Here is a 24,464-nt window from a genome sequence, read left to right as displayed (position 1 = left end):
TTCCACTCCTCTTCCAGCCAAGGAAGCGTAGCGGAAAACTCCAGCTTCAAACGGTCCAGTTTCCGGGGATCAGATCAAGTTGGGTCGGACTCTAATCGATGGTGGCGGAAAAATCCCGTGGCAGGTCATTGGCCAGCAAGTCCTTATCGCCACAAACGTCGATGACATACCCACAAGCTCTTTCAGCCGCACGGTGAAAGGTCACCGGTCGGCTCTGCCCTTTGAGCTTGAGATAGATTGCCACTGCCTCAGAAAGGCGAACAGATGCACTGTCATTTACCGTGGACTGCAACAAAGGACCGGGGATATTCGGAGAGGCTTTCCGGATCCTGAGAAGATGCTTTCCAGGCAGATCGCCATCCTTGATTCGTAGGTGATACCAGTACTCGTCAAGCTGCTGTGCAGCCCTCATCGCGCGTGAGGCGGCCACCGAGGCAGACCGTGTCCTCAACGAAAAAGCGATCTTTGCTGTCGAGTAATGCCTCTGAAGATCTTTGGGGATCCTACGTTCAAAGTAGTAGATGCCGCTCTTGCTGAACGAAAAGGGGACCGAATTGTCATACGCCATGTCCTACGCCCATCTGGATTCCTAAGAAAACAGAGGCATATCAATGGGTTGGCGATGAGGGATGGTGCCCGGAGGCGGATTCGAACCACCGACACGCGGATTTTCAATCCGCTGCTCTACCAACTGAGCTATCCGGGCACTTCGACCTTTCGGTCTTGGTGGAGCGGTTACTAGACGAGGGCGCGGGGGGTGTCCAGAGGGATTTCGCAGAAATTTCCGCGATCTTGCGAAAGGTTTTCAGTGCGGCTTGCCGGGGGGCAAATCATCGCCCGCGAGGCCGGTCGGCGCGCGCTCTTCTTCCTCGGCGATATCGCCGGGAATGACGTAGGAGCCGTTCAGCCAGCGCGCCAGATCGACGTCGGCACAGCGCTTTGAACAGAAGGGGCGGTATTTCGGGTCGGCCTCCTTGCCGCAGATTGGGCAGCTCATATCGCCTCCGTCGTCTGGCCCCGCAAGAGACGTGCGAGCGGCACGCGGTCGCGCTTGCGTTGCATCTCGAAATTGCCCAGCGGCGTCCAGCCTGCGAGCGAGGTCTCTGGCTCGCCTTTTACGGCGCGGCGCAGCTGCTGCTCCAGCGCCTGACGGTCGCGCTTGGGCATCGGGGCGAAGTCGATCACGACCTGCCCCCCAAGGCCACGCAAGCGCAGTTGACGCGGCAACTCTCGGGCCGCGGCGATATTCGCCTTCAGCGCCGCGGCGGGCGTCGTGTCGTTGCCGGTATTGACGTCGACCGCGATCAAGGCACGGGTCGGCTCGATCATCAGATGCGCCCCGCCCGGCAGGTCGACCCGCGGGTGCAGAAGCGCTTCGATCGCGTCGGTGACGCCGTGATCGTCGAACCCGCCTTCGATCACCTCGTCGGGCAGGGGTTCGGCCCAGTCGCGCCAGGCTTCTTCATGCGGATCGGGCGCGTCGACGAGCAACTCCGGCCCGCCTTCAGTATCGTTAGTCACGGCCTCGGCCAGCTCGCGCATCGCGGCGACATCTTCTGCCACCTCTTCGAGCGACACATGGGCCGCGGCAGAGCGCAGGATCACGCCCATATCCGAGCCTTCCATCACCGCCTCGGCTGCTGCCTGCAGGTCGGCGCGCAGATTCTCTTCATGGATCCGCCGGGAGACGTTGATGCCGGGCGCGCCGGGGGTGACGATGGCGTAGCGCGACTTGAACAGCACCCGCAGCGTCACAGGCAGCGCCTTGCCGGGCTCGGTGCCGCCGGAGACCATGCAGATCACGGTCTGGCCGGGGGCGAGCCCCTTCACCTCTTTCAGAAAGCCGCGCGCGCCTTCGGGCAGATCGACGAAGACGCCGCCCTGCCCTTTCATCTGGCGACCGATCGTGCCGCGCAGAATCGCGCCGGGGGCAAAGCTGATCTCGTCGGAAGTGTCGATGATCAGGTCTTCGAGTTGCCCGTCGACCATCAGCGCCGCCGCTTCGCGACCGGCGATTTCGTCCAGCAGAACCACACGCCCCTGCATTACACTTCCCCTCGAATGCCCGCGCTTGCGAGCAGCGTTGCGGTTTCTGCGAGCGGCAACCCCACGACCGCGGTGAACGAGCCCTGGATCCACGGCACGAACGCGCCGCCGCGCCCCTGGATGGCGTAGCCACCCGCCTTGCCGTGCCATTCGCCCGAGGCGAGATAGCCGTTCACGTCCTCGTCGCTAAGCGGTTTGAACTTCACCACCGTATCGACGAGCCGCTCGCGCAGGCCCTGCGCCGTGCGGATCGCCACGGCGGTAAACACATGGTGCCGACGCCCGGAGAGCAGCCAGAGGAACTCCGCCGCCTCCTTCTCGTCTTCGGGTTTGCCCAAGATGCGGCGCCCGCAGGTCACCGTGGTATCGGCGCTCAACAGCACCTCGTCGTCGGCCACATCAAGCGCCATCGCTTTCTCGCGGGCCATGCGAGCGACATAGTCGCGCGCGGCCTCGCCTTTGAACGGCGTTTCGTCGATATCGGCGGGGCGCACGTCAAAAGGCTCCAGCCCGAGCTGGGCCAGAAGCTCTCGCCGCCGCGGGCTCGCCGAGCCGAGGATCAGCTTCACTTGAAGCGGTAGTTGATACGACCCTTCGTGAGGTCGTAGGTGTTCATTTCCACCTGAACCTTGTCGCCTGCCAGAACGCGGATGCGGTTCTTACGCATCTTGCCTGCCATATGCGCGATGATCTCATGGCCGTTTTCCAGCTCGACCCGAAACGTCGCGTTAGGCAGGAGTTCCTTCACGACACCGGGAAATTCGAGCATTTCTTCCTTGGCCATGGTCACTCCGTAAATGGTTACCCGCGCCATCTGCGGGCGAGCGTTTAAATGCGCCCGTAAGCCGCGAAATTCAAGGGGAATGTCAAGGCTGAGCGGGGTTTTCCGAGGCGATCCGGATTATTTGGGTCGCATCAGACTGCTCGGACCAATGTTTGTAGGGCAAAACAGCTCCTGCAGTCCGGCTTTGCGCGACGCGATCCAAGTCCACCGTCGCGAAGGTCCAGCCGGGTGAGTCGGGGGCCCCTTCGGCCACGACCCCGCTTTCGGGCCAAAGCCCATCAGGCGGTGCGAAGATCGCAGCCGTGCCGCGGTTCTCGTCCACCGCCGGGCACCAAAGCGCATCGCCCACGGTCGGCGCCTGAACGGTCACGCATTGGTTTTCCAGCGCGCGCGCCATCGCGCCGATCCGTACCCGGTTATAGCCCGCGACGGTGTCGGTGCAGGAGGGCACGAGGATGATCTCTGCCCCCGCCTCGGCCAGCGCGCGCGCCAGCAGGGGGAATTCGCTGTCGTAGCAGATGGTGACCCCGATCTTGCCGAGCGCGGTGTCGAAAAGCACCAGCCCCTCGCCCGCATCGACATGCCAGATCTCGCGCTCGAACCGCGTCATGATCGCCTTATCCTGATGCCCGATCAGCCCGCCGGGACCGAACAGGCTCGCCCGGTTCACGCGCTTAGGCCCTTCGATGACGGTGCCGGAGGGGGCGAGGATATGCACGCCATGTTTTACCGCGAGATTTGCGAACAGCGTCTCCATATCCGCGCGTAATCCGGCGACATGCGCCAGCGCGGCTTCCAGGTCAGCCGCAACCTCTGCACCGCCGAGGCTGGCCAACTCCATCGCGCCGTATTCGGGAAAAACCAGAAGCAGCGCGCCCTGCCCCGCGGCCTCGGTCACCCAAGTCGTAACCTTCGCCGCGTAGCCCGCCCAATCGTCGAACCAGTCGAGCGGATAGGCCGCCGCGGCTATCGTCACATCGCGGCTCACAGCGGGCGTCCCCAGAATTGCAGCGCCTTCTCGGTCTGCTGATCCTCACTCAAATCGGTCCATTTGAACCGCGCGATTACGCCCTCCATCGGCGCATAGCCCCGCTTGCGCCAAAACCCGTCGAGCGGGCGGTAATCGGCGGGCTTCAAGGGATGATCGTCGGGCCGGATCACCGAGCAGAAGACCGAATGACCGCGCCCCAGCTCGCGCGCATGGGCCTCGCGGTGATCGAAGAAGGCGTGACCCAGCCCCTGCCCGCGATAGTCGGACAGCAACACGGATTCAGCGCAGTAGAACACGTCTTCCAGCTTCAGCCCGGTGCCCGCGAAAGGCGCCGCGAAATCACCGGCGTGATCTTCCAGCGGCGTGCCCGTGGCCGCTCCAACCAATGTCGTCCCGTCGAACGCGCCGACGACCACCGCCGCATCGCTCTCGCGGTAGCTCTGGATATAACGCCGCTCATACTCCAGCGAGCCGTCATAGATGTAGGGCCAGTCCCGGAAGACCGCGATCCGCAGCCGCGCCACGTCGTCAAGCGCCGCATCCAGCGCCTCTCCGGTCAACCGCCGCACCTCCATCACGAGACCTGCGCGATCCAGTCGGCGAGGTTGTAATAGGTGACCACGCGCGTGATCTTGCCCTCGTCGAGCGTGAAGAACGCCCCCGCCGGCAGGACATAGCTTTGCCCATGCGCCTCGGGCAGCCCGTCATCGGTCTCCAGATAGACGCCGTTCACGATGAACTCTGCCGCACCGCGGGTGCCGGCATCGTTCGCCATGATCACCATGTCGGTCAGTTGCTCGCGATAGCAGCGGCTCATATGCGCGTTGAATTCGCGGAACGCCTCGATCCCGTGGCGGATTTTCCCCTCGTTCACATGATGCGCAAAGGGCTCGCCCAGCAGCCGCTCCATCGCCTTTGTATCGCCTTCGTTGAAGGCATCGTAGTAACGCGTGATCGTGTCGAGAGCGCGGGCGCGAGGCATGGTCTTACTCCTGAGGGGGGCCGAAACGGTCGATGAGATGACGACGGATCTGGTCGCGGGTATCGCGATAGGCGGCGAGTTTGGCCTCGCGCGTCTCACCAATCCCGGTCGGGTCGAGAATCGGCCAATATTCCACGTCGAGATGGAAAAACCGCGTCAGTTCCAACGCCTGACGCTGCGAGGCGGGCGAAAGTGCGATCACCAGATCGAAGGCCGACAGATCGTCGCCCCATTCCTGCAACTCGGTGAAAGAGCGCGCGCGGTGTCGCTCCAGATTGACGCCGATCTCCGCCATCACCGCGATGGTGAACCCGTCGATCTCCAGATCGGCCTTCACGCCCACTGACTGCACGTAACATTCGGTGCCGTAAAATTTCTTCATCATCCCCTCGGCCATCGGGGAGCGCGTGGAGTTATGATCGCACGCAAAAAGAACGGAGTTGGGGATCTCGCCCATTCCGATTACCTCGGGGCGAGAACGGCAACGAGGGTGAAGAGGCGCCGCGCCGTGTCGATGTCGATCTCGGCCTTGCCTTCAAGGCGTTCCTGCAGGATGCGCGCGCCTTCGTTGTGTATGCCGCGCCGCGCCATGTCGATCGCTTCGATCTGGCTGGGCGGCAGTTTCTTGACCGCCTCGAAATAGCTCTCGCAGATCTGGAAATAGTCCTTCACCGCCTGCCGGAACGGGCCGAAGGACAGATGGAACTCCGCCACTTTCGCGCCGCTCTCGGTTTCGGTGTCGAAGACCAGCCGCCGGTCGCGCACTGCCAGCGTCAACGTGAACGGCCCTTCCGGCGCGGGTTGGCCGTCACGACCCGGGATGTCGAAGCTGTTATCCTCGAGCAGGTCGTAGATCGCGACCTTGCGCTCCTGCTCGATCTCGGGCGAGGGCGCGGGAAGGCCGCTCGTATCCAGCTGGATATGCGAAATCCGGGCCATCACCCCTCCCCTTCGTCATTGAGCGCATCGAGCCGCGCACGCACCGACAGCCCATGCGCCTCGAGGCTTTCCGATTTCGCCAGAATCTCCGCCGAAGGGCCGATCGCTTTGAGCGCGCCGGGCGTCATCTTCGCCATGGTCGTGCGCTTGATGAAATCCATCACCGAGAGGCCTGAGGAAAACCGCGCCGAGCGCGCCGTGGGCAGAACGTGGTTCGGCCCGCCAATATAGTCGCCGATCGCTTCGGGCGTGTAGGCACCAAGGAAAATGGCACCCGCGTGTGTGATCGCTTCCGCCAGCCAATCGGGATCGGCGACGCAAAGTTCCAGATGCTCGGGGGCTACCCGGTTCGACAGCTCGGCTGCCTCCATCAGATCCCGCGCGACGATCACCGCCCCGAAATCGCGCCAGCTGGCGCCCGCGATGGCGCGGCGCTCCAGCGTCTCGAGCCGTTTTTCGACCGCCGCCACAACCGCCTCGCCGAAGGCCTCGTCGGTGGTGATCAGGATCGCCTGCGCGCTCTCGTCATGCTCGGCCTGGCTCATCAGGTCGAGCGCGATCCAGTCCGGATCGCCCGTGCCGTCCGCGATCACGAGGATTTCGGACGGCCCCGCGATCATGTCGATGCCCACGCGCCCGAACACGCGGCGCTTTGCCGCCGCGACGAAAGCGTTGCCCGGCCCGGTGATCTTGTCGACGGCCGTGACCGTTTCGGTCCCGTAGGCCAGCGCTGCAATCGCCTGCGCGCCGCCCATCCGGTAAACCGTATCGACTCCCGCGAGTTGCGCCGCCAGCAGCACCAACGGGTTCACCGCCCCGCCCGGCGTCGGGCAGGCGACCACAAGCCGCTCTACGCCCGCGACCTTCGCCGGGATTGCGTTCATCAGCACCGAAGAGGGATAGCTCGCCAATCCGCCGGGTACATAGAGCCCCGCCGCCGAAACCGGTCCCCAGCGCCAGCCAAGCTCCGCCCCGCTCGCATCGATCCAGCGCGCGTCATGCGGCATCTGACGCTCGTGATAGGCGCGGATGCGCTCGGCCGCCAGTTCCAGCGCCGCGCGCTCCTCGGCAGGCACTTTCGCGACCTCGGCCTCGATTTCGTCGGGAGAGAAAGCCAGCGTCTCGGGCGCCAGCTCTAGCCGGTCGAATTTCGCGGTCAGCTCGATCAGCGCCGCATCGCCCCGCTTGCGGATATCTGCGATGATCTCGGCCACGACAGCATCCACATCGGGACTGTCCTCGCGCTTCATCCCCAGAAGTTCGACAAACCGGGCTTCAAACCCATCTTCGCGCGTGTCCAGAAAATGCGGCATCGACAGTCTCCTTTTCCGCTTTTCGGATTAGAGACTCCCGCCCTGCCCCGCAAGCACGACGCTGCCCGCAAAGGCAATTCCAATTCGACTTGGCGAAAATATCTCCGCCGGAGGCAACCCCGGCGGCAAAACTCGGCTCACTCGGGATGATGCGGCACCTTGCCGGAGGGGGCGCGATAAGGCCGCTCCACATCACGCAGATCGACATCGAGACATTCGACATCCGCCGCCAGCGCACCATCGCCCGCCAGCGTCAGGGTCACACGCCCCGCCCCGTCTTCCGCCTCCTCGAAGGTGACGTCGAGGATCGAGAGCACCACGTCGCGATCCGACCGATCGATGCCCATGCTCGCGACATGGGTGACGTCCGAGATCACCAGCAGAGAGCGCACGCGCTCGTAGGGCCGCTTCTCGGCCTCGGCCTGCTCCTTGTCTTCCCAGCGGAAGCGATTGATCAGCAGCGCGAGACGACGGGATTTCGCCTCCCACGCGATCTCGGTGATCGGCAGCACGGCGTCCTGCACCAGCGCCGCAATCACGGGCAGGTCGTCCTTGGTCTCGGCGCGCAGCGCGATCGCGCCTTCGCCACCCTCTTCGAATTTCGCGTCACGGGTCATTCGGTCACCTCTGCATTCGATATGGGGGAGATGGCGGGGATTGCCAGCCGATCAATTCGCTTTCACGCGCTCGATATGGGCGCCGACGCCCGCCAGCTTCTCCTCGACGCGCTCATAGCCGCGATCGAGGTGATAGACACGACTGACGACGGTCTCGCCCTCGGCGGCCAGCCCCGCGAGGATCAGCGACACGGAGGCCCGCAGATCGGTTGCCATCACCGGCGCGCCCTTGAGCTTGTCGACACCATGGACCGTCGCATGGCCGCCATGGACCTCTATATTCGCGCCCATCCGCATAAGCTCGGGCGCGTGCATGAAGCGATTCTCGAAAATCTTCTCTTCCAGAACGCTGGTGCCCTCGGCGGTGCAAAGAAGCGCCATCATCTGCGCCTGAAGATCCGTCGGGAAGCCGGGGAAAGGCTCGGTAGTCACGTCGACGGCACGAATGCGGCCGTTCTTGCGCGCGACCTTGAGGCCGGTATGGGTCTGCTCGACCGAGATACCCGCCGCATCGAGCTTCTCGCAGAAGCTCTCCAGCAGATCGATTCGCCCCCCCAGACATTCCACCTCGCCGCCGCAGATCGCGGGCGCGAGCATGTAGGTGCCCAGTTCGATCCGGTCGGCGACCACCGGGTGCGTGGCGCCGTGCAGCCGATCCACGCCCTCGATCACGATCTCCGAGGTACCGTCACCCTCGATCTGCGCCCCCATTGCCCGCAGGCATTTCGCGAGATCGACGATCTCCGGCTCGCGCGCGGCGTTCTTCAGCACCGATGTGCCCTTGGCGAGCGAGGCCGCCATCAGGAAGTTCTCGGTAGCGCCGACCGAGGCGAAGCGCATCTCATGCGTCGCGCCTTTCAGTCCACCCTTCGCTTCGGCATGCAGATAGCCGTCCTTCAGCTCGATCTCCGCGCCGAGCGCCGCGAGCGCATCGACATGGATATCCATCGGACGCGCGCCAATCGCGCAACCGCCAGGCAGCGAGACGACCGCATGGCCCAGACGTGCCAGCAGCGGCCCCAGCACCAAATTCGACGCGCGCATCTTGCGCACGATTTCATAATCCGCGACCGGGTTGATCTCGCCATGGCACGAGGTTGCGAGCACCTTTCCCTCCTGCAGCGCGGTCACTTCCGCGCCGAGTGAGGCCAGCAATTCGGTCATCGTGCGGATGTCCGACAGGCGCGGCGCATTGGTCAGGGTCAGCGGCTCATCGCTCAGAAGCGTGGCCGGCATCAGCGCGAGACAGGCGTTCTTCGCCCCCGCGATCGGGATTTGGCCGGAAAGAGGCCCGTTGCCGCGTACGACGATGCTGTCCATTTCAACTGCCCTCGGATTCGTTGTTATTCGGCGGCTTGGATTCGGATTTGCGCGCGCGCGCCTGCGCCTTGCGCCGCTGCAGATTCGCCCGGAGCGCCTGCGCCCGACGCTCTTCGCGGCTCAACCCCGCCTCGCGGGACGTGCCCGATCCGTCTTTCTTACCGCCTGTCATGGCGCCCCGTTTAACCCGCCTGCGAAATCCTGTCGAGAGAGAGCAAGATTTGCCCTTGCACCCCCGCGCGATTGCGTCTAAATCCCCGCCACGGTCGAAGCGACGGACCGAAACCGGCGCTGCTGTAGCTCAGCGGTAGAGCACTCCCTTGGTAAGGGAGAGGTCGAGAGTTCAAGTCTCTCCAGCAGCACCACTTCCCCTTCGAAAATCGAATTCCGTTAGCGTTCCGAGCGCTACATCGCGATCCTGACCCACATTAGGGCGAGGGTTTTCGAGAGGGTCCTCTTGTCTTCCACCACCTGATCGAAGGCGCCGCGTCTCAGCGCCCGTCGGTATGTCACATCACATTTTCACGCACGTTCGCCTCACGCAAAGGGGAACGGGCGCGACTTCAATATCGGGGTCGAGGACGTATCTTTACTACAGGCCACGGGTCACTTGAGCGACCGTCAGATCGAATTCACCGGGCCGGAAACGAAAGGTACGTCAGGAGGTCCAAAATGACGCGTTGGAAGTTACCAAATGCTCTTTCAGCCAGTATTCTCGCGGTGCTGCTAAGTTCGACCGCGGCATCGGCAGGTTTTTTCTCGAGCTTCTCGCAGCCTCAGGCGCTGCCTGACGGAGCGCAGTATCAGGATGGCACATGGACTGGTTCGCCCGTCCGTCAATACTATGGCTATGTGCAGGCCCAAGCCCATGTGAAAAACGGAAAAATTTCCTCCATCGACATCCTGAGGGCACCGACGGATCGCAGGACCAGCCGATATATCAACAGCAAGGCCCTGCCGATGCTCGAACGCGAGATCGTCATGGCGCAGAATACCAACGTCTCCTACATCTCCGGCGCGACACTCACGAGCCAAGCTTTTCTGAACTCGGTCCATGATGCGCTGCGGAAATCCCTGAAATAGCCCGGCCATGACAGTCGAGACGCGGCTCATCATGGGAATGCCGATCACGCTCGACATCCCGAATTCAGAGCACACAGGCATTCACGAGCGCGTGTTCGGTTTCTTCACCGACGTCGATATACGCTTCAGTCCGTTCCGGCCGGACAGCGAAGTGTCGCGCTTCAATGCGGGCGAGGTCGGGAATTCCGCACTCAGTTCCCAGATGCGCGACGTGCTGGAAATCGCGCATCGCATGCGAAAGTTCACGGACGGGTATTTCGACATAAGGCGCAACGACGGGACCATCGATCCCTCGGGTGTCGTGAAGGGATGGGCGATCCTCGGCGCGGCCCAATTGATCGAGCGAGAGGGGTTCGCGGATTTCTGCATCGACGCCGGTGGCGATATACAAGTCGGCGGACGCGATGCGTCGCGACAGGAATGGTCGATCGGTATCCGCAATCCTTTCGCGCCGCAGGAGATCGTCAAAGCCGTCAAGCCGAGGGGACAAGGCGTTGCGACCTCGGGAAACTACATCCGTGGCGATCACATCTATGACCCGCATGATCGCGCCCGCCGCATCGAAGGCCCCGTCAGCATTACCGTAATCGGAAGTGACGTCCTCGTCGCGGACCTGCATGCCACGGCGGCCTTCGCGATGGGTGACGCGGGCATTTACTACATCGAAGACCTCGAGGGCGTCGAAGCCTACCAGATCCACCGCGATGGCACGGCCGTGCAAACGACCGGTTTCAAGGAGTTTGTCTTCTCATGATGAGGCTGATCAGACGTGCGTTGAATGGCGTCACCATGTATCGGTTGATGGTCTATTATCTCGGGCTCCTGTTCGTCGGCGGACTTGCCGCGGGGATGACTGGAGCGACATTCCTCGACCCTGCCGGTCTGCTTTTGTCGCTCGTGCTTGCGGTCGCGAGCGCATGGGTCACGAACCGGCTTTTCAGCATTGTGCTCAAGCTGCCGACGAATTCGGAATCCGTGCATATTACGGCCCTGATCCTCGCGCTCATCATGCCGCCAGCGGATATTGCCGACCCGACGACGCTCGCCGCGATCGTGCTCGCGTCGGTCGCAGCCATCGCCTCGAAATTCATCCTGACGATCGGGCACAAACACATCTTCAACCCGGTGGCGCTCGGTGCCGTCGTCGCGGGGATCGGGCTCAACACCCCGGCCTTGTGGTGGGTCGGCGGCACGCCGCAACTGTTGCCTTTGGTGATCCTCGGCGGGCTGCTCGTCGGCTACAAGATAGAGCGCCTCGGCATGATCGCGGTCTACATCCTGTCGAACCTCGCGGCGGTCATCGCGACGACGCCCCCGGGCATGATGGGCATGGCGCTGCAACAAACGCTCCTCTACTCGCCGCTGTTCTTCGCCGGCTTCGCGATGCTCACCGAGCCCCTGACAGCCGCCCATGGCCGTTGGTCGCGGCATGTCTATGCAGCCATCGTCGGTGTGTTGTCCTGCTCGAACATCCATATCGGGACGCTATATTTCTCTCCTGAAATGGCCTTCCTCGTGGCCAATATCTACGCCTGGGCCGCGAGTCCGAAGGGACGCTTCAAGATGAAGCTGATCGGTGTCGAGGAGATCGCAGCGAACTGCTACGAGTTCGTTTTTCAGTCGGACCGCGCCCTGAAATTCCGCGCGGGACAGTATCTCGACTGGACGCTGGGACTGCCGAAATCCGACACGCGCGGCAATCGCAGAACCTTCACCATCGCCTCCGCCCCCGGGGCGTCTTCGGTGCGTGTCGGCGTCAGGTTCACCCCCGACGGCAGCGAGTTCAAGCGTGGGCTCCTGGAGATGCAGGAAGGCGACCCGATCTATGGCTCCCAGATCGCCGGCACCTTCGTCCTGCCCCGACAACGTGAGAAGAAGCTCCTCTTCATCGCGGGAGGGATCGGAATCACCCCGTTCCGGAGCATGATCGCCGATCTCCTCGAACGCGGCGAGAAACGCGATATCGTTCTGGTCTACGCGAACAGGTCGGCTGACGAGGTCGCATATCGAGAGCTGCTGACGCGCGCGCGAAGCGAACTCGGAATGAAAGTTGTCTACGCGGTTTCCGGAGCGCCCGGCGACGCCTCGACCCTCCCCGGCACGGTGGTCGAGGGCCGAATGGACGAGACGAAACTACGCGAATGCGTTCCCGATCTGGACGAACGGCGTGTCTACGTGTCCGGAGCGAGCGCGATGGTCGCCGGCTTCCGAAAGACACTTCGAAATTGCGGCGTCCGTCGCAGGCGGATTCACACGGATGCCTTTTCCGGGCTTTGATCTCTGGGGAGTTGCCTCAGGTTCGGCAGGCGCTTGACGCGAGGCCGGAGCACGGTGGCTTGCGCCGCCCAACGGGCGGTGGCCGAGAGGACCGGCGCGCGCAAGAGGCGTCCGCCCGGGACCATCGACAGGCTCAGAGGTTCGCGCGCGGTGATGCCGAGGTCTCGTTTGAGGAAGGTTTGCATCGGCGCATTCGGCCCGGCGACTATCCCGGATGAAAAAATATCGCAGGCGGCCTCCAGCGCAGCGCACTGGCTAACCCCTGCGCCGTTTTGAAACGGATAGGTCATGAAATCTCTGAATGAATACAATCATCTATATATGAATCATTCGTATCCGATTTCTGACGCCGTTCACAGTACGATTCACGACAACTCACGAAAAAAACGGCGCGGTCGAGGCCGACCAGTCGCTACTCGGAACTCCGGTCAGTCGCAGGGGGCGATGTGGATCGGGGCCTCGCGATCGGCACCTATGGTTTCGCATTTCTTCGAGCAGAGCGTCCAGCCCGAGATCGTGGCGCCGGAAGCCGCGAGGGTCAGCGCGGGCACATCCGGACCATCGGTCGTCCAGACCCACCAGCCATCCTCGAAATGACCACCCGGACCCGGCTCCATCCCGGCACCCGAGCCTTTCACCGCCGCGCCGACGAGGCGCAGCGTGTCATGGTCGGTCACCTGCCAATGTTCGCGCCAGCCCTCATGCTCGACCGAATGCATCCATTGGAGCGAGAACTGACCATCGCTCGCCAGCGCCACCATCGCGGCGCCGACCATCAGGCAGGAGGCGCTCATGCCATCGCCCGCTTGCGGCCCAGCCAGAGCGCCGCGCCGAACGCGGCGACGAGCGCGAAGCCGATCTCGTCGGTCAGCGGCAACGCCGCGATCAGGGTGAAGCCCGCGACCATAGCCAGCGCGCGCTCCCAGATCGCCAGCGGGCGGCCCAGCCAGCCGATCACCGCAACACCCCAGAGCGACAGCGCCAGCAGCGCCTTGATCACGATGTAGGCGACCGCTGGCCAATAGCCGATCGAGGCGGCGAGTGGCCCACCATCCTGCAGCATCAGCGCGGGCGTGTAGACCGCCATGAAGGGCACGACGAAACCTGCGGCGGCGACCTTGATCGCTTCGAAGCTGATCTTCAGACCGCTCTCCTTCGCAATGGGGGCCGCCGCGAAACAGGCGAGCGCCACGGGGGGCGTCAGGTCCGCGAGAATCCCGAAATAGAAGACGAACATGTGGCTGACGATCAGCGGCACGCCGAGGTCCAGAAGCGCCGGGCCCGCGATCGAGGAGGTGATGATGTAATTCGGGATCGTGGGAATCCCCATGCCCAGCACGATGCAGGTGATCATGGTCAGGATCAGCGACAGGAACAGGCTCGATTTGCCGACGCCGACGATGAACTGCCCGAAAGTGGTCGCGGCCCCCGTCAGGGTCATCACGCCGATGATCACGCCGACGAGCGCGCAGGCAATGCCGACGGGAAGCGCGGTCCGCGCGCCATCAGCGAGGCTGTCGCGACAGAGCGCCAAGGTTTCGCGCCCGCCCTTCGAGAAGACGTTGATCGCGATCAGCACCGCGATGGCCAGCAGCACCGCCCAGATGCCGAATTCGAAGAAAGCCGCCGCGACCAGCGCCAGCACGACCCAGAAGATCACACGCAGCACCTGATTGGGCAGGCCGAGCGCGACCGACCCGCCGAGAATCAGGAGGCCCGTGAGCGACAGGCCCACGGTACCCGCGAAAAGCGGCGTGTAGCCGGTGAACAGCAGGTAGACGAGCACGGCCAGAGGCAGCAGCAGATACCACCCCTCTTTCAGCGCCTTGCGCGGGCTCGGCAGTTCGCATTTCGCAAGGCCCCGCAGATCGCGCTTTCCGGCCTCCAGATGGACCATCCAGAACGCCCCCGCGAAATAGAGGATCGCCGGGATCAGCGCGGCCTTGACGACCTCGACGTAATCGACGCCCAGCGTCTCTGCCATGATGAAGGCCACAGCGCCCATCACCGGCGGCATGATCTGCCCGCCCATCGAAGACGTGGCCTCGACGCCGCCCGCGAAGGCGGAGCGGTAGCCGAAGCTCTTCATCAGAGGGATCGTGAACTGCCCGGTGGTCACGACATTGGCGACGCCCGAGCCCGAGATCGTGCCCATCAGCCCCGAAGACAGGACCGAGACCTTCGCAGCCCCGCCCATCCTGTGCCCGACCATACCGAGCGAGACATCGGTGAACAGCTTGATCATCCCGGCTTTCTCGAGGAAGGCGCCGAAGAGGATGAACAGGAAGATATAAGTTGCCGACACATAGGTCGGGATGCCGTAGATGCCTTCGGTGCCGAAACTCATCTGTTCGATCACCTGCTCGAAGGCGTAGCCGCGATGGTTCAACGGTGACGGCAGGTGTTGGCCGAACATGGCATAGAGGAAGAACGTGCCCGCGATGATCGGCAGCGCCGGACCCATCAGCATCCAGGCGGCGACGAAGACGGTGATCAGAAGCACGCAGCCGACCACGAGGTCGAGCGTGTTCGGATCACCCGCGCGCAGCAGAAGCGGCGTGTATTCGATCCATTGATAGGCGGCGACAGCGACTCCGGCTGCGGCCAGGATATAGGCGATGGAGCGTCCGACCGGACCGAAGCCTCGGGCGATGGCAAGCAGCGGAAAGCCGAGCGCGAGCAGGAAGCCCACATGGACGGCCCGCGCAATCTGGCTCGAGGGGTTGATGACATGGGCGGCGAAGGCGATCTGCCAGACCGAGAAAGCGACCGCGAGCCAGAACAGCGCCCGCCCCTCGCGCGATTGCGGAAAGCCGCCAGCCAGCGGATCGTGCACCGCCGCGTCGACCGCTGCTTCTTCTTTGTTGTCCATGCCTGTCTCCTCCCCCGGTTTGGGCGCATTGGCCCGAACGATCAGGGGCGACCCGAAAAGCGCGCCGCCCCTCACCTGAGCTCTAGCGGCTTATTTCAGCACGCCCTGCTCCTTGTAGTATTTCTCCGCACCCGGATGCAGCGGGATCGGCAGACCCTGCACCGCCGCCTCGAGCGAGATGCCGTTCGCGGCCGAATGCGCGGCCTTGAGCGTGTCGAGATGCTCGAAGAGTTGCTTCGTCATCTGGTAGGCCTCTTCATCCGAAACACCTTCGCGGGTGACAAGGATGTTGGTGATCGCCACCGTCGGCACATCCGCGTCCTGCCCCGGATAGGTACCTGCCGGGATCACGCCTGCCTTGTAGGGCGCACCGAGCTTTTCTGCGATGTCGGCGGGGATCTCGACGAAGGTCACGTCCTGCGTGGTCGACAGATCCTTCAGCGCCGCGTTGCCCAGACCCGAGGACTGGAAAGTCGCGTCGAGCTGGCGGTTCTTCATCAGTTCGACCGATTCCGAGAACGGCAGGTATTCGACCTTGCCCAGATCGTCATAGCTCATGCCCGCCGCGTCGAAGATCTTGCGCGCATTCAGCTCGGTGCCCGATTTCGCCGCGCCGACCGAAAGGCTCTTGCCCTTGAGATCGGTGATCGTGGTCGCGCCGGCATCCTTGAGCGCGGCGAGCTGGATGTAGTTCGGGTAGATCGCGGCGATCGCGCGCAGCTTGCCGAGCTTGGCCTTGAAGCCCGCATCCGCATTGCCTTCCCACGCATCCTTCACCGAGTCGCCCAGTGCGAAGGCCAGCTCCCCCCGGCCCTGTTGCAGCAGGTTCAGGTTCTCGACCGACGCCTTGGTCGATTGCACCTGAACGCGCACGTCCTTCATGTTCTCGCCATAGACTTCGGACAGAGCCACACCGAGCGGATAATAAACGCCCGAGGTGCCCCCGGTCAGGATGTTGATGAAGCTTTCGGCCTTGGCCACGGGTGCGCTCAAAGCAATCGCCCCGGCGACGAGCGCGCCGAGCTTGATGTGTTGGAACATCGTAATCCTCCCATATGTCATTGCCCGCAGTGAAAAGCGGGACCGGCCCCAAAGTGACGGGTTTTGCGCGGGGATCAATTCAATTCACGTCGATGAAACCAGAAAGCGGAAAATTCTCCGCTTGACGTGAACGACGGCGCGCTCGATCGCAATCAGGGTTCCCGAGCGGAAGTTTCGAATTTCGCTATGCGCTTGACGCTACGAGCCCTATCTGCTCGGAAACAGATGATTTTCTTCTTCAAAGCCCCTATGCGCTCTTTGCCTCCCTTCCGATACTCCCCCGCCCGCTGGCCCGCAGCATTGCGTTGGGCCGTGCTGCTTGCGAGCTCCGCAGTTTTGGCTTTCGCGCTGAGCCTCGCGCATCTCTCTGCGGCGTTTCTGCTGGGTCCGATGGCGGCCGCGATCACGCTCGCCGCGAGCGGCGGGGCCGTGCGTTTGCCGCCTCTGGGCTTCGTTGCCGCGCAAGGTGTCGTGGGGGTGATGATCGCCTCGAAGCTTCCCGCCTCGATCCTGCCCGAGATCGCCCGCGACTGGCCTATCTTTCTTGCCGGGACACTCTCGACCGTGCTGGGGGCGAGCGCGCTCGGCTGGGTGATGGCGCGTTCGGGCGGGTTACCGGGGACGACGGCGATATGGGGTTCCTCCCCCGGTGCCGCGACGGCGATGACGCTGATGTCGGACGATTACGGCGCCGATATGCGCCTTGTCGCCGTCATGCAATATACCCGCGTCGCCTGCTGCGCGATCGCCGCAACTGCCGTCGTGCAGCTCTTCGGCGTGGCACAGGGCGGCGAGGTTGGCACGGCAATGGCTCAGGAGGGTCCGACCGACTTCCTCGGCGCGGCGGAGTCGCTTGCGCTCGGAATCGGGGCGGGCTTTCTGGGGGTGCGGCTGCGCATTCCGGGCGGCGGGCTGCTGCTGCCGATGGCCTTCGGCTTGATCGCCAGCGCCACGGGCCTGCTGGAGATCACCCTGCCCCAGACCGTGCTCGCGATCAGCTACGCGGTCGTCGGCTGGGGCATCGGAATGCGCTTTACCCGTGCCGTGCTGGGCCATGCCGCACGGCTTCTGCCGCGCATCCTCGGCTCGATCATCGCGCTGATCGCACTCTGCGCCGCTTTTGCCATGGGGCTCGTCTATTTCGCCGGGATAGAGCCGGTGACCGCCTATCTCGCCACCAGCCCCGGCGGGGCGGATTCGGTGGCGATCATCGCGGCGGGCACGCAGGTCGATGTGCCCTTCGTGATGGCGATGCAGATCGCCCGTTTCCTGCTGGTTCTGGTCGCGGGCCCCGCGCTCGCCCGCGCATTGTCACGCAGGCGAGGTGATGTGTAACCCGTTCACTCGTTGAACTGGGTTTCACCGTGATTGTAGGGCTGCTGCTGGATCATCAACACGCCCGAATTGTCATCGGGATCGTCGTCGTAATGATCCTTCTCGGTGACGCCCGGCAGTTCCCCGAACGCCCGCGACAGCTTCAGCGGCGAGAAGGTGAAGGGAATCTGATCATGTAGCCACGGCATATCGCGCAGCGCGCTCGACACCGAATCCGCACACATCATCTTGTTGACCGAGCCGTTGCGCTCCACCCGCGCCATCAACTGATCGGCCTGCGCCATCGTCAGTGGCATTTTCTGCGCGCGCACGTACCAGCTCTTGCGGGCATGATAGTCGATGTAGAATTTCCGCATCTTCTCGGTGATGCCGAAATGCACGTCGTTGCGCTCGGGTGCCCAGGGATGGTTCCAGGTGCCCGCCGGATCGAAGATGATCCGCTCGCGCCCGTTGATCAGCAATGCCGAATGCCCGCCCGACCCGGTATTGGTCGAGATCACGGTATAGAGCGTGACCGAAGGCGGCTCGTCGGAAACATAGCGATATTTGGCGACCTCGGCATCCGAGGCGTAAATGTGGTCTGCACCGCAGCCGGCCAGGAAAAGCGGCAGCATCAGGCAGACAAGAAGCAGGCGCATCATCTACCTGATCTCCCGTTCTGAGTGTCTCTCAGCTGCGCCGGTCGCGTCAGCCATTCACCAATGCGAGAAACACCAGAAAACAGATGATCACAATCACCGAAACCGTGACGAAGCGAACAAATCCGTTGAATGTTCTCTCTTGGTCACGAATGTCCATGTTGCCCGGTTTGTACTCGGCCATTGCGCGTTCTCCCTATTGCGCTGATCTCCCAGAGGGAAAACTAGCCGAGCTGCGACAGGCTGTCACGTCTCGTCTTGCGGGTTCTTGGTCTCCGGCGCAATTTCTTCCTCCAGCGCACGGGCGAGCCGGAAGCCGATCCGCCGCGGCGCCTCGTCCTCGGCGGGTTTCGGTTGCGCGATCAGCATCACGTTGAGCTGGTTCACATGCTGGATGAGCTGCGTGCGCGCACCGTATTCGTCGGTGCCATAGAAAGTGAGGATGTCGGGATCGAAAAAACCGATCCCCTCGATCTGCAGGACGCCCGCCTCGCCGCCGGTGAGGCCAAGCACGACTTCTTCGTCTTCCTGCAGCTGCTCTTCGAAGTTCTGGATATAGAGCAACACTCGCTCATAGGCCCATTGCGCCGGGCTCTTGTCCTCGGGCCGCGCCCGAGCCAGTTCGGGCGGAAGCGGTTTGACCTCGGCGGTCTTCGGCGCGTTCTCCGAGGTATGCACCACCTTCGCATTCGGAAGGGCAGCTTCCTCATGGGCTTCGGCGGTGGTGCGTATTTCGGTCATTTCAGGCTCCAGAGCCAGGCGCCGTCCTCTCGCAAGGTACGGCTCACCTCTCCTTTGTGCCAAAGATGGTTGAGATGCGCCATCGCTTCGACCATCGCAAGCCCGTGGGTACTCTCGTCGATCTGGCGCTTGAACAGCGGCGGGAAGCAATCGCAAGCGGTGCGCGGGGTGTCGAGATGCTTGCGCAGACGTTTCAGCGCACCCTCGTGGTTCTCGATCATCTGACGCAGCCGCAGCGGCAGCCCGGTGAAAGGCAGCTTGTGGCCGGGCAGCACGAGATGGCGATTCTCCGCGATCTCGGCAAACCGCGCGCAGGAGGTAAGCCAGTCCGCCAGCGGATCGGCCTCGGGTTCGGTCGCGTAAACACCGAGATTGGCCGAGATCGAGGGGAGCAGCTGATCGCCGCCCAGGACCAGATCGTCGTCCAAACTCCACAGCGTCGCGTGTTCGGGCGCGTGACCGTCGCCCATCTTCACCGCCCAACGCCGCCCACCGAGGGTGATCTCGTCGCCCTCCACGATCCGGGTGAAACCGAGCGGCATCGCATGAACGCAATCGGCGAAGTTGAAGGGGCGTTCATTGGCGCGTTTGTCCAGAAGCGCCGCGTCCATCCCGGCGCGGCGGTAATAGGTCAGGGTCTCGGCCACGGGCCGATCCTGCGGATCGAGTTGCAGCATCCGCGCAAACAGCCACGAGGTCCGCGTGGTTATCAGCTCCGCGCCCTGCTCCTGCAGCCAGCCTGCCAGCCCGATATGATCGGGGTGGTAATGGGTCACCAGAACCTTCGTGACCGGCTTGCCACCCAGCGGTCCGTCCATCGCCGCCTGCAGCGCCGCGCGACATTTGCGCGTGTCGATGCCCGGATCGACCAGCGCCCAGCTATCGCCCTCGTCCAACGCAAAGCAATTGACGTGATCGAGCGCCATGGGCAGCGGCAGCCGGATCCACATCACGCCGGGTGCGACCTCGATCGCGCCGCCCGGATCTGGCGGCTCCGCCCAAGGATAGCGGATGCCGCTCGCCGACGCGGGGGTGTCCTCGCCCCTCATGCCTCGAGATCTTCGACGCTGAGCGCGTAGAGCCCCTCGGCCCCCTCCTTCGCCTCGGCCAGCGAGGCCGCATAGGCCGGCATCAGTCGGCGGATATAGACGGCGGCCAGATGCCCGCGCGCGGAATCGCGGCCCTCGGCCATGGCGGCGCGCAGGTGGTAATAGCCCCCCAGCACCCGCGCGAAGGCGTCGAGATAGGGCACGGCACCCGCGAAACGATCCTGCATGCCTTGGCGCACCATCCATTCCGTGTGCTCGCGCAATTCCTCGGCGGCCTGCCAGACGTCTTCGGCCAGCACCGGGAAATCGCCACGTGCGCCCTGCGCCTCGTCCTCGATCTCCTGCAGCAGACGGAAGGCGGCCTTGCCCTCGTCCATCATTTTGCGGCCCACGAGGTCCATCGCCTGAATGCCGTTGGTGCCTTCGTAAATCGTGGTGATCCGCACGTCGCGCAGATATTGGGCAGCGCCCGTCTCCTCGATGAAGCCCATGCCGCCATGGATCTGGATCCCGGTCGAGGCAACGCGGATGCCCATATCGGTGCCATAGGCCTTCGCGATCGGCGTCAGCAGCGCCGCGCGGGCCTGCCAGTTCGCATCGCCGGTCGCACGCCCCATGTCGATCGCCACCGCACAGGCCAGCGCAATCGACCGCGCCGCGAAGATCTCGGCCTTCATGCCCGAGAGCATCCGACGCACATCGGCATGCTCCACGATCGGCGCGAATTGCACCCGGTCCTTCGCATAGGCCAGCGCCTGCTGATAGGCCGCTTCGGCCACGCCGATGCCCTGCGCGCCGACGTTCAGACGCGCGTTGTTCATCATCGTGAACATCGCGGCCATGCCCTTGTTCTCTTCGCCGACGAGCCAGCCGGTCGCGCCCTCGTAGCTCATCACGCAGGTCGGCGAGCCATGGATACCCAGCTTGTGCTCCAGCGAAACCACTTTCAGCGAGTTCGCCACGCCCGGCTTGCCATCGGCATCCGGGATCAGCTTCGGCACCATGAACAGGCTGATGCCCTTCGTGCCGGGCGCCGCATCGGGCAGGCGCGCCAGCACGAGGTGGCAGGTATTCTCGACGCAATCATTGTCGCCCCAAGTGATGTAGATCTTCTGGCCCGAGATCGCATAGGTGCCGTCGTCATTCGGCACCGCCTTGGTCTTGAGCGCCCCCACGTCGGAGCCTGCCCCCGGCTCGGTCAGGTTCATCGTGCCCGACCATTCGCCCGAGATCAGCTTGGGCAGATACAGCGCCTTGATTTCGTCGGAGGCGTGATGCTCCAGCGCCTCGATCTGGCCCTGTGTCAGCAGCGGGCTGAGCTGCAGCGCGAGGTTCGCGCCCGACAGCATGTCGTTGAAGCCGACGTTGAGCGCCTGCGGCAGGCCCATCCCGCCATGTTCCGGGGTCGCCGCGATGCCAATCCAGCCGCCTTCTGCAAGCGCTGCGAAGGCCTCCTTGAAACCGGGCGACGAGCGCACGACGCCGTTCTCCAGTTTCGCGGGCGTCAGGTCGCCGTCGCGATTGGTCGGCGCGATCACCTCGTCGCATAGTTTGCCGCCTTCGGTGAGGATCGCCTCGACCATATCAGGGGTCGCCTCGGCGAACATCTCGGTGGCGGCGACGGGCGCAAGCGGCACGACGTGATCGAGGATGAAACGAATGTCGGTGACGGGGGAACGGTAAGTCATGGGTCTCCTCCGGGCAGCTTGGCAATTGCCGCGCGCGCGTCTATGTCCTGTCGGGTTGCCATCACCCTACCGCAAGGGCAGCCCCCTTCAACTCCAACGCTGCGTCACGACTGCATGAGCCAAGACACGAAACTCCTTTCCGCCGATGCCGACGGCTATGCGCAGGCAGCCGCTCTGCTGCGCGCGGGCGAGCTGGTCGCGATGCCGACTGAGACGGTCTACGGGCTTGCAGGCGATGCGCGCAACGACCGCGCGGTGGCGGCCATCTTCGCGGCGAAGGGACGTCCGAAATTCAATCCGCTGATCGTCCATCTGCCTTCGATCGAGGCCGCCGAAGAGATCGCCACGGTCTCCGACGCCGCTCGAGAGATCGCCGCACGCTACTGGCCGGGGCCGCTGACGCTGGTGCTGCCGCTGCGCCCCGATGCCGGGCTTTCCGATCTGGTGACCGCCGGGCATGACACGGTCGCGATCCGCCTGCCCGCGCATCCGGTCGCCCGCGCGCTGCTGACCGAATTCGGCGGGCCGCTCGCCGCGCCCTCTGCGAACCCCTCCGGCAAGATCAGCCCGACCACAGCGCAGCATGTGATTGACGGGCTGGACGGCAAAATCGCGGCCGTGATCGATGGCGGCCCCTGCGTGGTCGGGGTGGAATCCACCATCCTCGCACTCGATCCGCCCGCGCTGCTTCGCCCCGGCGGGGTCGCGGCCGAAGAGATCGAGGCACTGATCGGTCAGCCGCTGCCCACCGGCGGTGACGCATCCAAACCAAATGCACCGGGGCAGCTCAAATCGCATTATGCGCCGGGCGCGGCCGTGCTGCTGGACGTGACCGCCCCGCGCCCCGACGCGGTCTGGATCGGCTTCGGCGGCGATTGCCCGACCGCCGATCTGAACCTGTCGCCTTCAGGCGATCTGACCGAAGCCGCCGCAAATCTTTTCGCTATGCTGCGCAAAGGCGATGCGCTGGCGAAGACGCGCGGCCTCGACACGCTCGCCTTCGCCCCGGTCCCGGAAACCGGCCTCGGTCGCGCGATCAACGACCGCCTGCGCCGCGCGGCGGCGCCGCGCGACTGATCGCGTCTTCGTGTTGGCTTAAATATCCCGGGGGTGAGGCGCGGACGCGCCGAGGGGGCGGAGCCCCGTTCAGCCCTCAAGCATGACCAGCAGCAGCCGAGAGCGTCCGCGGGTCGATCCCCATGCCTTCCAGCGCGCGCACCCATTTCGTCTCGTGATCGCTATCGAGCGCGAGATCGGCATCGCTGTCGGCGGTGAGCCAGCCATTGTCGAGGATTTCCTCTTCAAGCTGCCCCGGCCCCCAGCCCGCATACCCCAGCGCCATCAGCGCCTGGTTCGGGCCGCGCCCCCGCGCGATGTCTTCGAGAATGTCGCGCGTGCCGGTCATGCGCAGGCGATCGGTGACCTCCATCTGGCCCTCGCCGGTCGTCCAGTCGGGCGAATGCAGCACGAAGCCGCGCCCGGTCTCGACCGGGCCACCGAACAGGATCGGCTGATCGAGGCGGATATCCGCGCCGGGCCGGTCGATATCGAGGCTTTCGAGAAGGTCCGAGAAGGCCGGCGAAGGCAAGGGCTTGTTGATGATCAAGCCCATCGCCCCCTCATCGGAATGGGCGCATACGGCGATCACCGAATGCTCGAATCGCGGATCGCCCATGCCGGGCATCGCGATCAGAAACTTGCCTGTCAGGTCCATCTCGATCCCCTTCGCAAAATGCATCCGGTCTCTATTCAAGGTGGCGCGGGGAAGACGTCGATTCAAGCCGGACGCAGGAATTGTTTGGTATTGTGACGCGCCTGGACAAAATGTTGCACGCTTCTGTCGCGTTTGTGACTTCTGAACGTGCAGGGAAGCGACTAGGTAAAAGATATGACACGTTTGTTACCAGTGATGGGAATTCTGCTCGGTTGTTGCCCGCTTGGCGTGGCGGCGCAGGAAGCTGTTGCGCAGATCGCAGCGCAGGAGCAGGTCGCGCCGCAGGAGGCATCAATGCCCGCACTGCCGACGCCCCCGGGGCTGGAACAGGCGCAGCTGCGCGCAGGCGGAAAAGGCGCGAATGGCGCCCGTATGGCGGCGCTGGAGATCGCGCTCGCTCCCGGTTGGAAGACCTATTGGCGCTCGCCGGGCGATGCAGGCATCCCGCCGCATATTCAGTTCACCGGGTCGAGCAATCTCGCCTCCGCCGTAGTCCACTGGCCCGCACCGGAAGTGTTCGTGTCCTCCGGGATGCGCACCGTCGGCTATCACGACGGCGTCGTGCTGCCGATCTCGGTGACGCCGAAAGCCCCGGACAAGCCGGTGCAGTTGAAAGCCGATGTGATGATCGGGATCTGCGAGAATATCTGCGTGCCGGTCAGCCTGCAGCTGGAAACGGAGGTCACCGCCGACGGCATCACCGATCCGAAGATTCAGGCGGCGCTTGCACGCGAACCACGCCAGATCGACCCGCCGACGCGCTGCGAGACGGAGCCGAAGAAGGACGGGGTGCGACTCACGGCGCGGATCGACCTGCCGCCCGCGATCGGCAAGGAAAATACCCTTCTGGAACTGGCCTCGCGCCCGGTCTGGGTGTCCGAGGCCGACAGCCACCGCGAGGGCGACACCCTCGTGACGAGCGCCGACTTCGTGCCGCCCGACGCGAAGCCCTTCGACCTCGATCCGAGCGATATACGCATCACCGTGCTCTCCGATCGCGGCGCGGTCGAGATCATGGGCTGCACCGAGTAATC

General features: G+C 64.0%; 30 protein-coding genes and 2 tRNA genes. 7 read left to right on the top strand and 25 right to left on the bottom strand.

The features are described from left to right. Positions 1-91: 91 nt before the first annotated feature. From B6V76_RS16455 to B6V76_RS20275, 15 genes are all read right to left on the bottom strand, one after another. Positions 92-568 carry a DUF6538 domain-containing protein gene (locus tag B6V76_RS16455; protein ID WP_088727945.1) on the bottom strand — a complete coding sequence of 159 codons (477 nt, stop codon included), beginning with the start codon at positions 566-568 and terminating at the stop codon, positions 92-94. A gap of 62 nt (positions 569-630) precedes the next feature. Next, positions 631-706, bottom strand: a tRNA-Phe gene (locus tag B6V76_RS16450). A gap of 99 nt (positions 707-805) precedes the next feature. Continuing rightward, entirely contained in the window at positions 806-997 is a 192-nt protein-coding gene (gene yacG / locus B6V76_RS16445) for a DNA gyrase inhibitor YacG (protein ID WP_088720315.1), read from the bottom strand. Next, positions 994-2,046: a ribonuclease E/G gene (locus B6V76_RS16440; RefSeq protein ID WP_088727944.1), complete on the bottom strand. Its 1,053-nt coding sequence runs from the start codon at positions 2,044-2,046 to the stop codon at positions 994-996. Before B6V76_RS16440 ends, yacG begins: the two co-directional genes overlap by 4 nt. Next, positions 2,046-2,615 carry a Maf family protein gene (locus B6V76_RS16435; RefSeq protein WP_075775994.1) on the bottom strand — a complete coding sequence of 190 codons (570 nt, stop codon included), beginning with the start codon at positions 2,613-2,615 and terminating at the stop codon, positions 2,046-2,048. Before B6V76_RS16435 ends, B6V76_RS16440 begins: the two co-directional genes overlap by 1 nt. Beyond that, the gene (gene infA, locus B6V76_RS16430; protein ID WP_010397442.1) at positions 2,612-2,830 is read right to left on the bottom strand and encodes a translation initiation factor IF-1; all 219 of its coding nucleotides are present in this window, start codon (positions 2,828-2,830) and stop codon (positions 2,612-2,614) included. The genes B6V76_RS16435 and infA overlap by 4 nt, the downstream gene beginning before the upstream one ends. A gap of 82 nt (positions 2,831-2,912) precedes the next feature. Next, positions 2,913-3,806 carry a carbon-nitrogen hydrolase family protein gene (locus B6V76_RS16425; RefSeq protein WP_088727959.1) on the bottom strand — a complete coding sequence of 298 codons (894 nt, stop codon included), beginning with the start codon at positions 3,804-3,806 and terminating at the stop codon, positions 2,913-2,915. An 8-nt stretch (positions 3,807-3,814) separates the two neighbouring features. Then, on the bottom strand, positions 3,815-4,396 hold the full coding sequence (locus tag B6V76_RS16420) for a GNAT family N-acetyltransferase (protein ID WP_088727943.1): 582 nt from the start codon (positions 4,394-4,396) through the stop codon (positions 3,815-3,817). Continuing rightward, positions 4,396-4,803, bottom strand: a complete 408-nt coding sequence (locus B6V76_RS16415; protein ID WP_075775992.1) for a ketosteroid isomerase-related protein — start codon at positions 4,801-4,803, stop codon at positions 4,396-4,398. The genes B6V76_RS16420 and B6V76_RS16415 overlap by 1 nt, the downstream gene beginning before the upstream one ends. Before the next feature lie 4 nt (positions 4,804-4,807). After that, positions 4,808-5,260, bottom strand: coding sequence for a low molecular weight phosphatase family protein (locus B6V76_RS16410; RefSeq protein ID WP_075775991.1), 453 nt, complete (start codon positions 5,258-5,260; stop codon positions 4,808-4,810). Positions 5,261-5,265: 5 nt separating this feature from the next. Continuing rightward, positions 5,266-5,742 (bottom strand): UPF0262 family protein, encoded by a 477-nt coding sequence (locus tag B6V76_RS16405; RefSeq protein ID WP_075775990.1) that lies wholly within the window; start codon positions 5,740-5,742, stop codon positions 5,266-5,268. Beyond that, complete coding sequence (hisD, locus tag B6V76_RS16400; RefSeq protein WP_088727942.1) at positions 5,742-7,055, bottom strand: histidinol dehydrogenase; 1,314 nt, start codon at positions 7,053-7,055, stop codon at positions 5,742-5,744. Before hisD ends, B6V76_RS16405 begins: the two co-directional genes overlap by 1 nt. A 137-nt stretch (positions 7,056-7,192) precedes the next feature. Further along, a complete protein-coding gene (locus tag B6V76_RS16395) occupies positions 7,193-7,672 on the bottom strand; it encodes a DUF2948 family protein (RefSeq protein ID WP_088727941.1) in 480 nt (159 codons plus the stop codon). Between the two features lie 51 nt (positions 7,673-7,723). Continuing rightward, a complete protein-coding gene (gene murA, locus B6V76_RS16390) occupies positions 7,724-8,992 on the bottom strand; it encodes a UDP-N-acetylglucosamine 1-carboxyvinyltransferase (RefSeq protein ID WP_075775987.1) in 1,269 nt (422 codons plus the stop codon). Between the two features lies 1 nt (position 8,993). Then, positions 8,994-9,116, bottom strand: a complete 123-nt coding sequence (locus B6V76_RS20275) for a hypothetical protein (protein ID WP_256365689.1) — start codon at positions 9,114-9,116, stop codon at positions 8,994-8,996. Positions 9,117-9,282: 166 nt separating this feature from the next. On the opposite strand from B6V76_RS20275, the gene B6V76_RS16385 reads away from it, so the two are divergent. The 4 genes from B6V76_RS16385 to B6V76_RS16370 all read left to right on the top strand — a co-directional run bounded on the left by B6V76_RS16385 (position 9,283) and on the right by B6V76_RS16370 (position 12,352). Further along, positions 9,283-9,357: transfer RNA gene (locus tag B6V76_RS16385), tRNA-Thr, on the top strand. 307 nt (positions 9,358-9,664) lie between these two features. After that, complete coding sequence (locus tag B6V76_RS16380; protein WP_075775981.1) at positions 9,665-10,075, top strand: FMN-binding protein; 411 nt, start codon at positions 9,665-9,667, stop codon at positions 10,073-10,075. A 37-nt stretch (positions 10,076-10,112) separates the two neighbouring features. After that, positions 10,113-10,829, top strand: coding sequence for an FAD:protein FMN transferase (locus B6V76_RS16375; RefSeq protein WP_206184224.1), 717 nt, complete (start codon positions 10,113-10,115; stop codon positions 10,827-10,829). Beyond that, entirely contained in the window at positions 10,826-12,352 is a 1,527-nt protein-coding gene (locus B6V76_RS16370; protein ID WP_088727939.1) for a hypothetical protein, read from the top strand. The genes B6V76_RS16375 and B6V76_RS16370 overlap by 4 nt, the downstream gene beginning before the upstream one ends. On the opposite strand, the gene B6V76_RS16365 is transcribed toward B6V76_RS16370, so the two are convergent. The 4 genes from B6V76_RS16365 to B6V76_RS16350 all read right to left on the bottom strand — a co-directional run bounded on the left by B6V76_RS16365 (position 12,325) and on the right by B6V76_RS16350 (position 16,265). After that, on the bottom strand, positions 12,325-12,642 hold the full coding sequence (locus tag B6V76_RS16365; RefSeq protein ID WP_088727938.1) for a hypothetical protein: 318 nt from the start codon (positions 12,640-12,642) through the stop codon (positions 12,325-12,327). The two genes, B6V76_RS16370 and B6V76_RS16365, sit on opposite strands and share 28 nt — an antisense overlap. A gap of 138 nt (positions 12,643-12,780) precedes the next feature. Further along, positions 12,781-13,146, bottom strand: coding sequence for a DUF1850 domain-containing protein (locus B6V76_RS16360; protein WP_088727937.1), 366 nt, complete (start codon positions 13,144-13,146; stop codon positions 12,781-12,783). Next, positions 13,143-15,224 carry a TRAP transporter permease gene (locus B6V76_RS16355; protein ID WP_088727936.1) on the bottom strand — a complete coding sequence of 694 codons (2,082 nt, stop codon included), beginning with the start codon at positions 15,222-15,224 and terminating at the stop codon, positions 13,143-13,145. The genes B6V76_RS16360 and B6V76_RS16355 overlap by 4 nt, the downstream gene beginning before the upstream one ends. 90 nt (positions 15,225-15,314) lie before the next feature. Next, on the bottom strand, positions 15,315-16,265 hold the full coding sequence (locus B6V76_RS16350) for a TAXI family TRAP transporter solute-binding subunit (protein WP_075775976.1): 951 nt from the start codon (positions 16,263-16,265) through the stop codon (positions 15,315-15,317). A gap of 186 nt (positions 16,266-16,451) precedes the next feature. Here B6V76_RS16350 and B6V76_RS16345 point away from each other — a divergent pair, with 186 nt between their 5' ends. Further along, entirely contained in the window at positions 16,452-17,600 is a 1,149-nt protein-coding gene (locus tag B6V76_RS16345) for an AbrB family transcriptional regulator (protein WP_346426014.1), read from the top strand. Between the two features lie 5 nt (positions 17,601-17,605). Here the strand turns inward: B6V76_RS16345 and B6V76_RS16340 are convergent, their stop codons facing one another. The 5 genes from B6V76_RS16340 to B6V76_RS16320 form a co-directional block, all read right to left on the bottom strand. Next, complete coding sequence (locus B6V76_RS16340; protein ID WP_233243098.1) at positions 17,606-18,241, bottom strand: hypothetical protein; 636 nt, start codon at positions 18,239-18,241, stop codon at positions 17,606-17,608. Positions 18,242-18,287: 46 nt separating this feature from the next. After that, a complete protein-coding gene (locus B6V76_RS16335; protein WP_075775975.1) occupies positions 18,288-18,422 on the bottom strand; it encodes an aa3-type cytochrome c oxidase subunit IV in 135 nt (44 codons plus the stop codon). Between the two features lie 62 nt (positions 18,423-18,484). Beyond that, positions 18,485-18,979, bottom strand: coding sequence for a DUF6173 family protein (locus B6V76_RS16330; RefSeq protein WP_075775974.1), 495 nt, complete (start codon positions 18,977-18,979; stop codon positions 18,485-18,487). Then, positions 18,976-20,028 (bottom strand): MBL fold metallo-hydrolase, encoded by a 1,053-nt coding sequence (locus B6V76_RS16325; protein ID WP_088727935.1) that lies wholly within the window; start codon positions 20,026-20,028, stop codon positions 18,976-18,978. The genes B6V76_RS16330 and B6V76_RS16325 overlap by 4 nt, the downstream gene beginning before the upstream one ends. Then, on the bottom strand, positions 20,025-21,716 hold the full coding sequence (locus B6V76_RS16320; protein ID WP_088720329.1) for an acyl-CoA dehydrogenase: 1,692 nt from the start codon (positions 21,714-21,716) through the stop codon (positions 20,025-20,027). Before B6V76_RS16320 ends, B6V76_RS16325 begins: the two co-directional genes overlap by 4 nt. 114 nt (positions 21,717-21,830) lie before the next feature. On the opposite strand from B6V76_RS16320, the gene B6V76_RS16315 reads away from it, so the two are divergent. Next, complete coding sequence (locus tag B6V76_RS16315; protein ID WP_088727934.1) at positions 21,831-22,793, top strand: L-threonylcarbamoyladenylate synthase; 963 nt, start codon at positions 21,831-21,833, stop codon at positions 22,791-22,793. 76 nt (positions 22,794-22,869) lie between these two features. Here the strand turns inward: B6V76_RS16315 and B6V76_RS16310 are convergent, their stop codons facing one another. Further along, the gene (locus tag B6V76_RS16310; RefSeq protein WP_075776024.1) at positions 22,870-23,430 is read right to left on the bottom strand and encodes a YqgE/AlgH family protein; all 561 of its coding nucleotides are present in this window, start codon (positions 23,428-23,430) and stop codon (positions 22,870-22,872) included. 174 nt (positions 23,431-23,604) lie between these two features. On the opposite strand from B6V76_RS16310, the gene B6V76_RS16305 reads away from it, so the two are divergent. After that, positions 23,605-24,462 (top strand): protein-disulfide reductase DsbD domain-containing protein, encoded by an 858-nt coding sequence (locus tag B6V76_RS16305; RefSeq protein WP_088727933.1) that lies wholly within the window; start codon positions 23,605-23,607, stop codon positions 24,460-24,462. Positions 24,463-24,464 lie beyond the last annotated feature (2 nt).

Source organism: Thioclava sp. IC9 (assembly GCF_002213225.1).
GTDB lineage: Bacteria > Pseudomonadota > Alphaproteobacteria > Rhodobacterales > Rhodobacteraceae > Thioclava > Thioclava nitratireducens.
This window is presented reverse-complemented; position numbering and strand designations above follow the sequence as displayed.

Coding starts and splice junctions, on each gene's coding strand:
- B6V76_RS16455 (WP_088727945.1), bottom strand. CDS start 568: ATGGCGTATGACAATTCGGTCCCCTTTTCGTTCAGCAAGAGCGGCATC.
- yacG (WP_088720315.1), bottom strand. CDS start 997: ATGAGCTGCCCAATCTGCGGCAAGGAGGCCGACCCGAAATACCGCCCC.
- B6V76_RS16440 (WP_088727944.1), bottom strand. CDS start 2,046: ATGCAGGGGCGTGTGGTTCTGCTGGACGAAATCGCCGGTCGCGAAGCG.
- infA (WP_010397442.1), bottom strand. CDS start 2,830: ATGGCCAAGGAAGAAATGCTCGAATTTCCCGGTGTCGTGAAGGAACTC.
- B6V76_RS16420 (WP_088727943.1), bottom strand. CDS start 4,396: ATGGAGGTGCGGCGGTTGACCGGAGAGGCGCTGGATGCGGCGCTTGAC.
- B6V76_RS16415 (WP_075775992.1), bottom strand. CDS start 4,803: ATGCCTCGCGCCCGCGCTCTCGACACGATCACGCGTTACTACGATGCC.
- B6V76_RS16410 (WP_075775991.1), bottom strand. CDS start 5,260: ATGGGCGAGATCCCCAACTCCGTTCTTTTTGCGTGCGATCATAACTCC.
- B6V76_RS16405 (WP_075775990.1), bottom strand. CDS start 5,742: ATGGCCCGGATTTCGCATATCCAGCTGGATACGAGCGGCCTTCCCGCG.
- hisD (WP_088727942.1), bottom strand. CDS start 7,055: ATGCCGCATTTTCTGGACACGCGCGAAGATGGGTTTGAAGCCCGGTTT.
- B6V76_RS16395 (WP_088727941.1), bottom strand. CDS start 7,672: ATGACCCGTGACGCGAAATTCGAAGAGGGTGGCGAAGGCGCGATCGCG.
- murA (WP_075775987.1), bottom strand. CDS start 8,992: ATGGACAGCATCGTCGTACGCGGCAACGGGCCTCTTTCCGGCCAAATC.
- B6V76_RS16380 (WP_075775981.1), top strand. CDS start 9,665: ATGACGCGTTGGAAGTTACCAAATGCTCTTTCAGCCAGTATTCTCGCG.
- B6V76_RS16375 (WP_206184224.1), top strand. CDS start 10,113: ATGCCGATCACGCTCGACATCCCGAATTCAGAGCACACAGGCATTCAC.
- B6V76_RS16370 (WP_088727939.1), top strand. CDS start 10,826: ATGATGAGGCTGATCAGACGTGCGTTGAATGGCGTCACCATGTATCGG.
- B6V76_RS16365 (WP_088727938.1), bottom strand. CDS start 12,642: ATGACCTATCCGTTTCAAAACGGCGCAGGGGTTAGCCAGTGCGCTGCG.
- B6V76_RS16360 (WP_088727937.1), bottom strand. CDS start 13,146: ATGAGCGCCTCCTGCCTGATGGTCGGCGCCGCGATGGTGGCGCTGGCG.
- B6V76_RS16355 (WP_088727936.1), bottom strand. CDS start 15,224: ATGGACAACAAAGAAGAAGCAGCGGTCGACGCGGCGGTGCACGATCCG.
- B6V76_RS16350 (WP_075775976.1), bottom strand. CDS start 16,265: ATGTTCCAACACATCAAGCTCGGCGCGCTCGTCGCCGGGGCGATTGCT.
- B6V76_RS16345 (WP_346426014.1), top strand. CDS start 16,452: ATGCGCTTGACGCTACGAGCCCTATCTGCTCGGAAACAGATGATTTTC.
- B6V76_RS16340 (WP_233243098.1), bottom strand. CDS start 18,241: ATGATGCGCCTGCTTCTTGTCTGCCTGATGCTGCCGCTTTTCCTGGCC.
- B6V76_RS16335 (WP_075775975.1), bottom strand. CDS start 18,422: ATGGCCGAGTACAAACCGGGCAACATGGACATTCGTGACCAAGAGAGA.
- B6V76_RS16330 (WP_075775974.1), bottom strand. CDS start 18,979: ATGACCGAAATACGCACCACCGCCGAAGCCCATGAGGAAGCTGCCCTT.
- B6V76_RS16325 (WP_088727935.1), bottom strand. CDS start 20,028: ATGAGGGGCGAGGACACCCCCGCGTCGGCGAGCGGCATCCGCTATCCT.
- B6V76_RS16320 (WP_088720329.1), bottom strand. CDS start 21,716: ATGACTTACCGTTCCCCCGTCACCGACATTCGTTTCATCCTCGATCAC.
- B6V76_RS16315 (WP_088727934.1), top strand. CDS start 21,831: ATGAGCCAAGACACGAAACTCCTTTCCGCCGATGCCGACGGCTATGCG.
- B6V76_RS16310 (WP_075776024.1), bottom strand. CDS start 23,430: ATGGACCTGACAGGCAAGTTTCTGATCGCGATGCCCGGCATGGGCGAT.
- B6V76_RS16305 (WP_088727933.1), top strand. CDS start 23,605: ATGACACGTTTGTTACCAGTGATGGGAATTCTGCTCGGTTGTTGCCCG.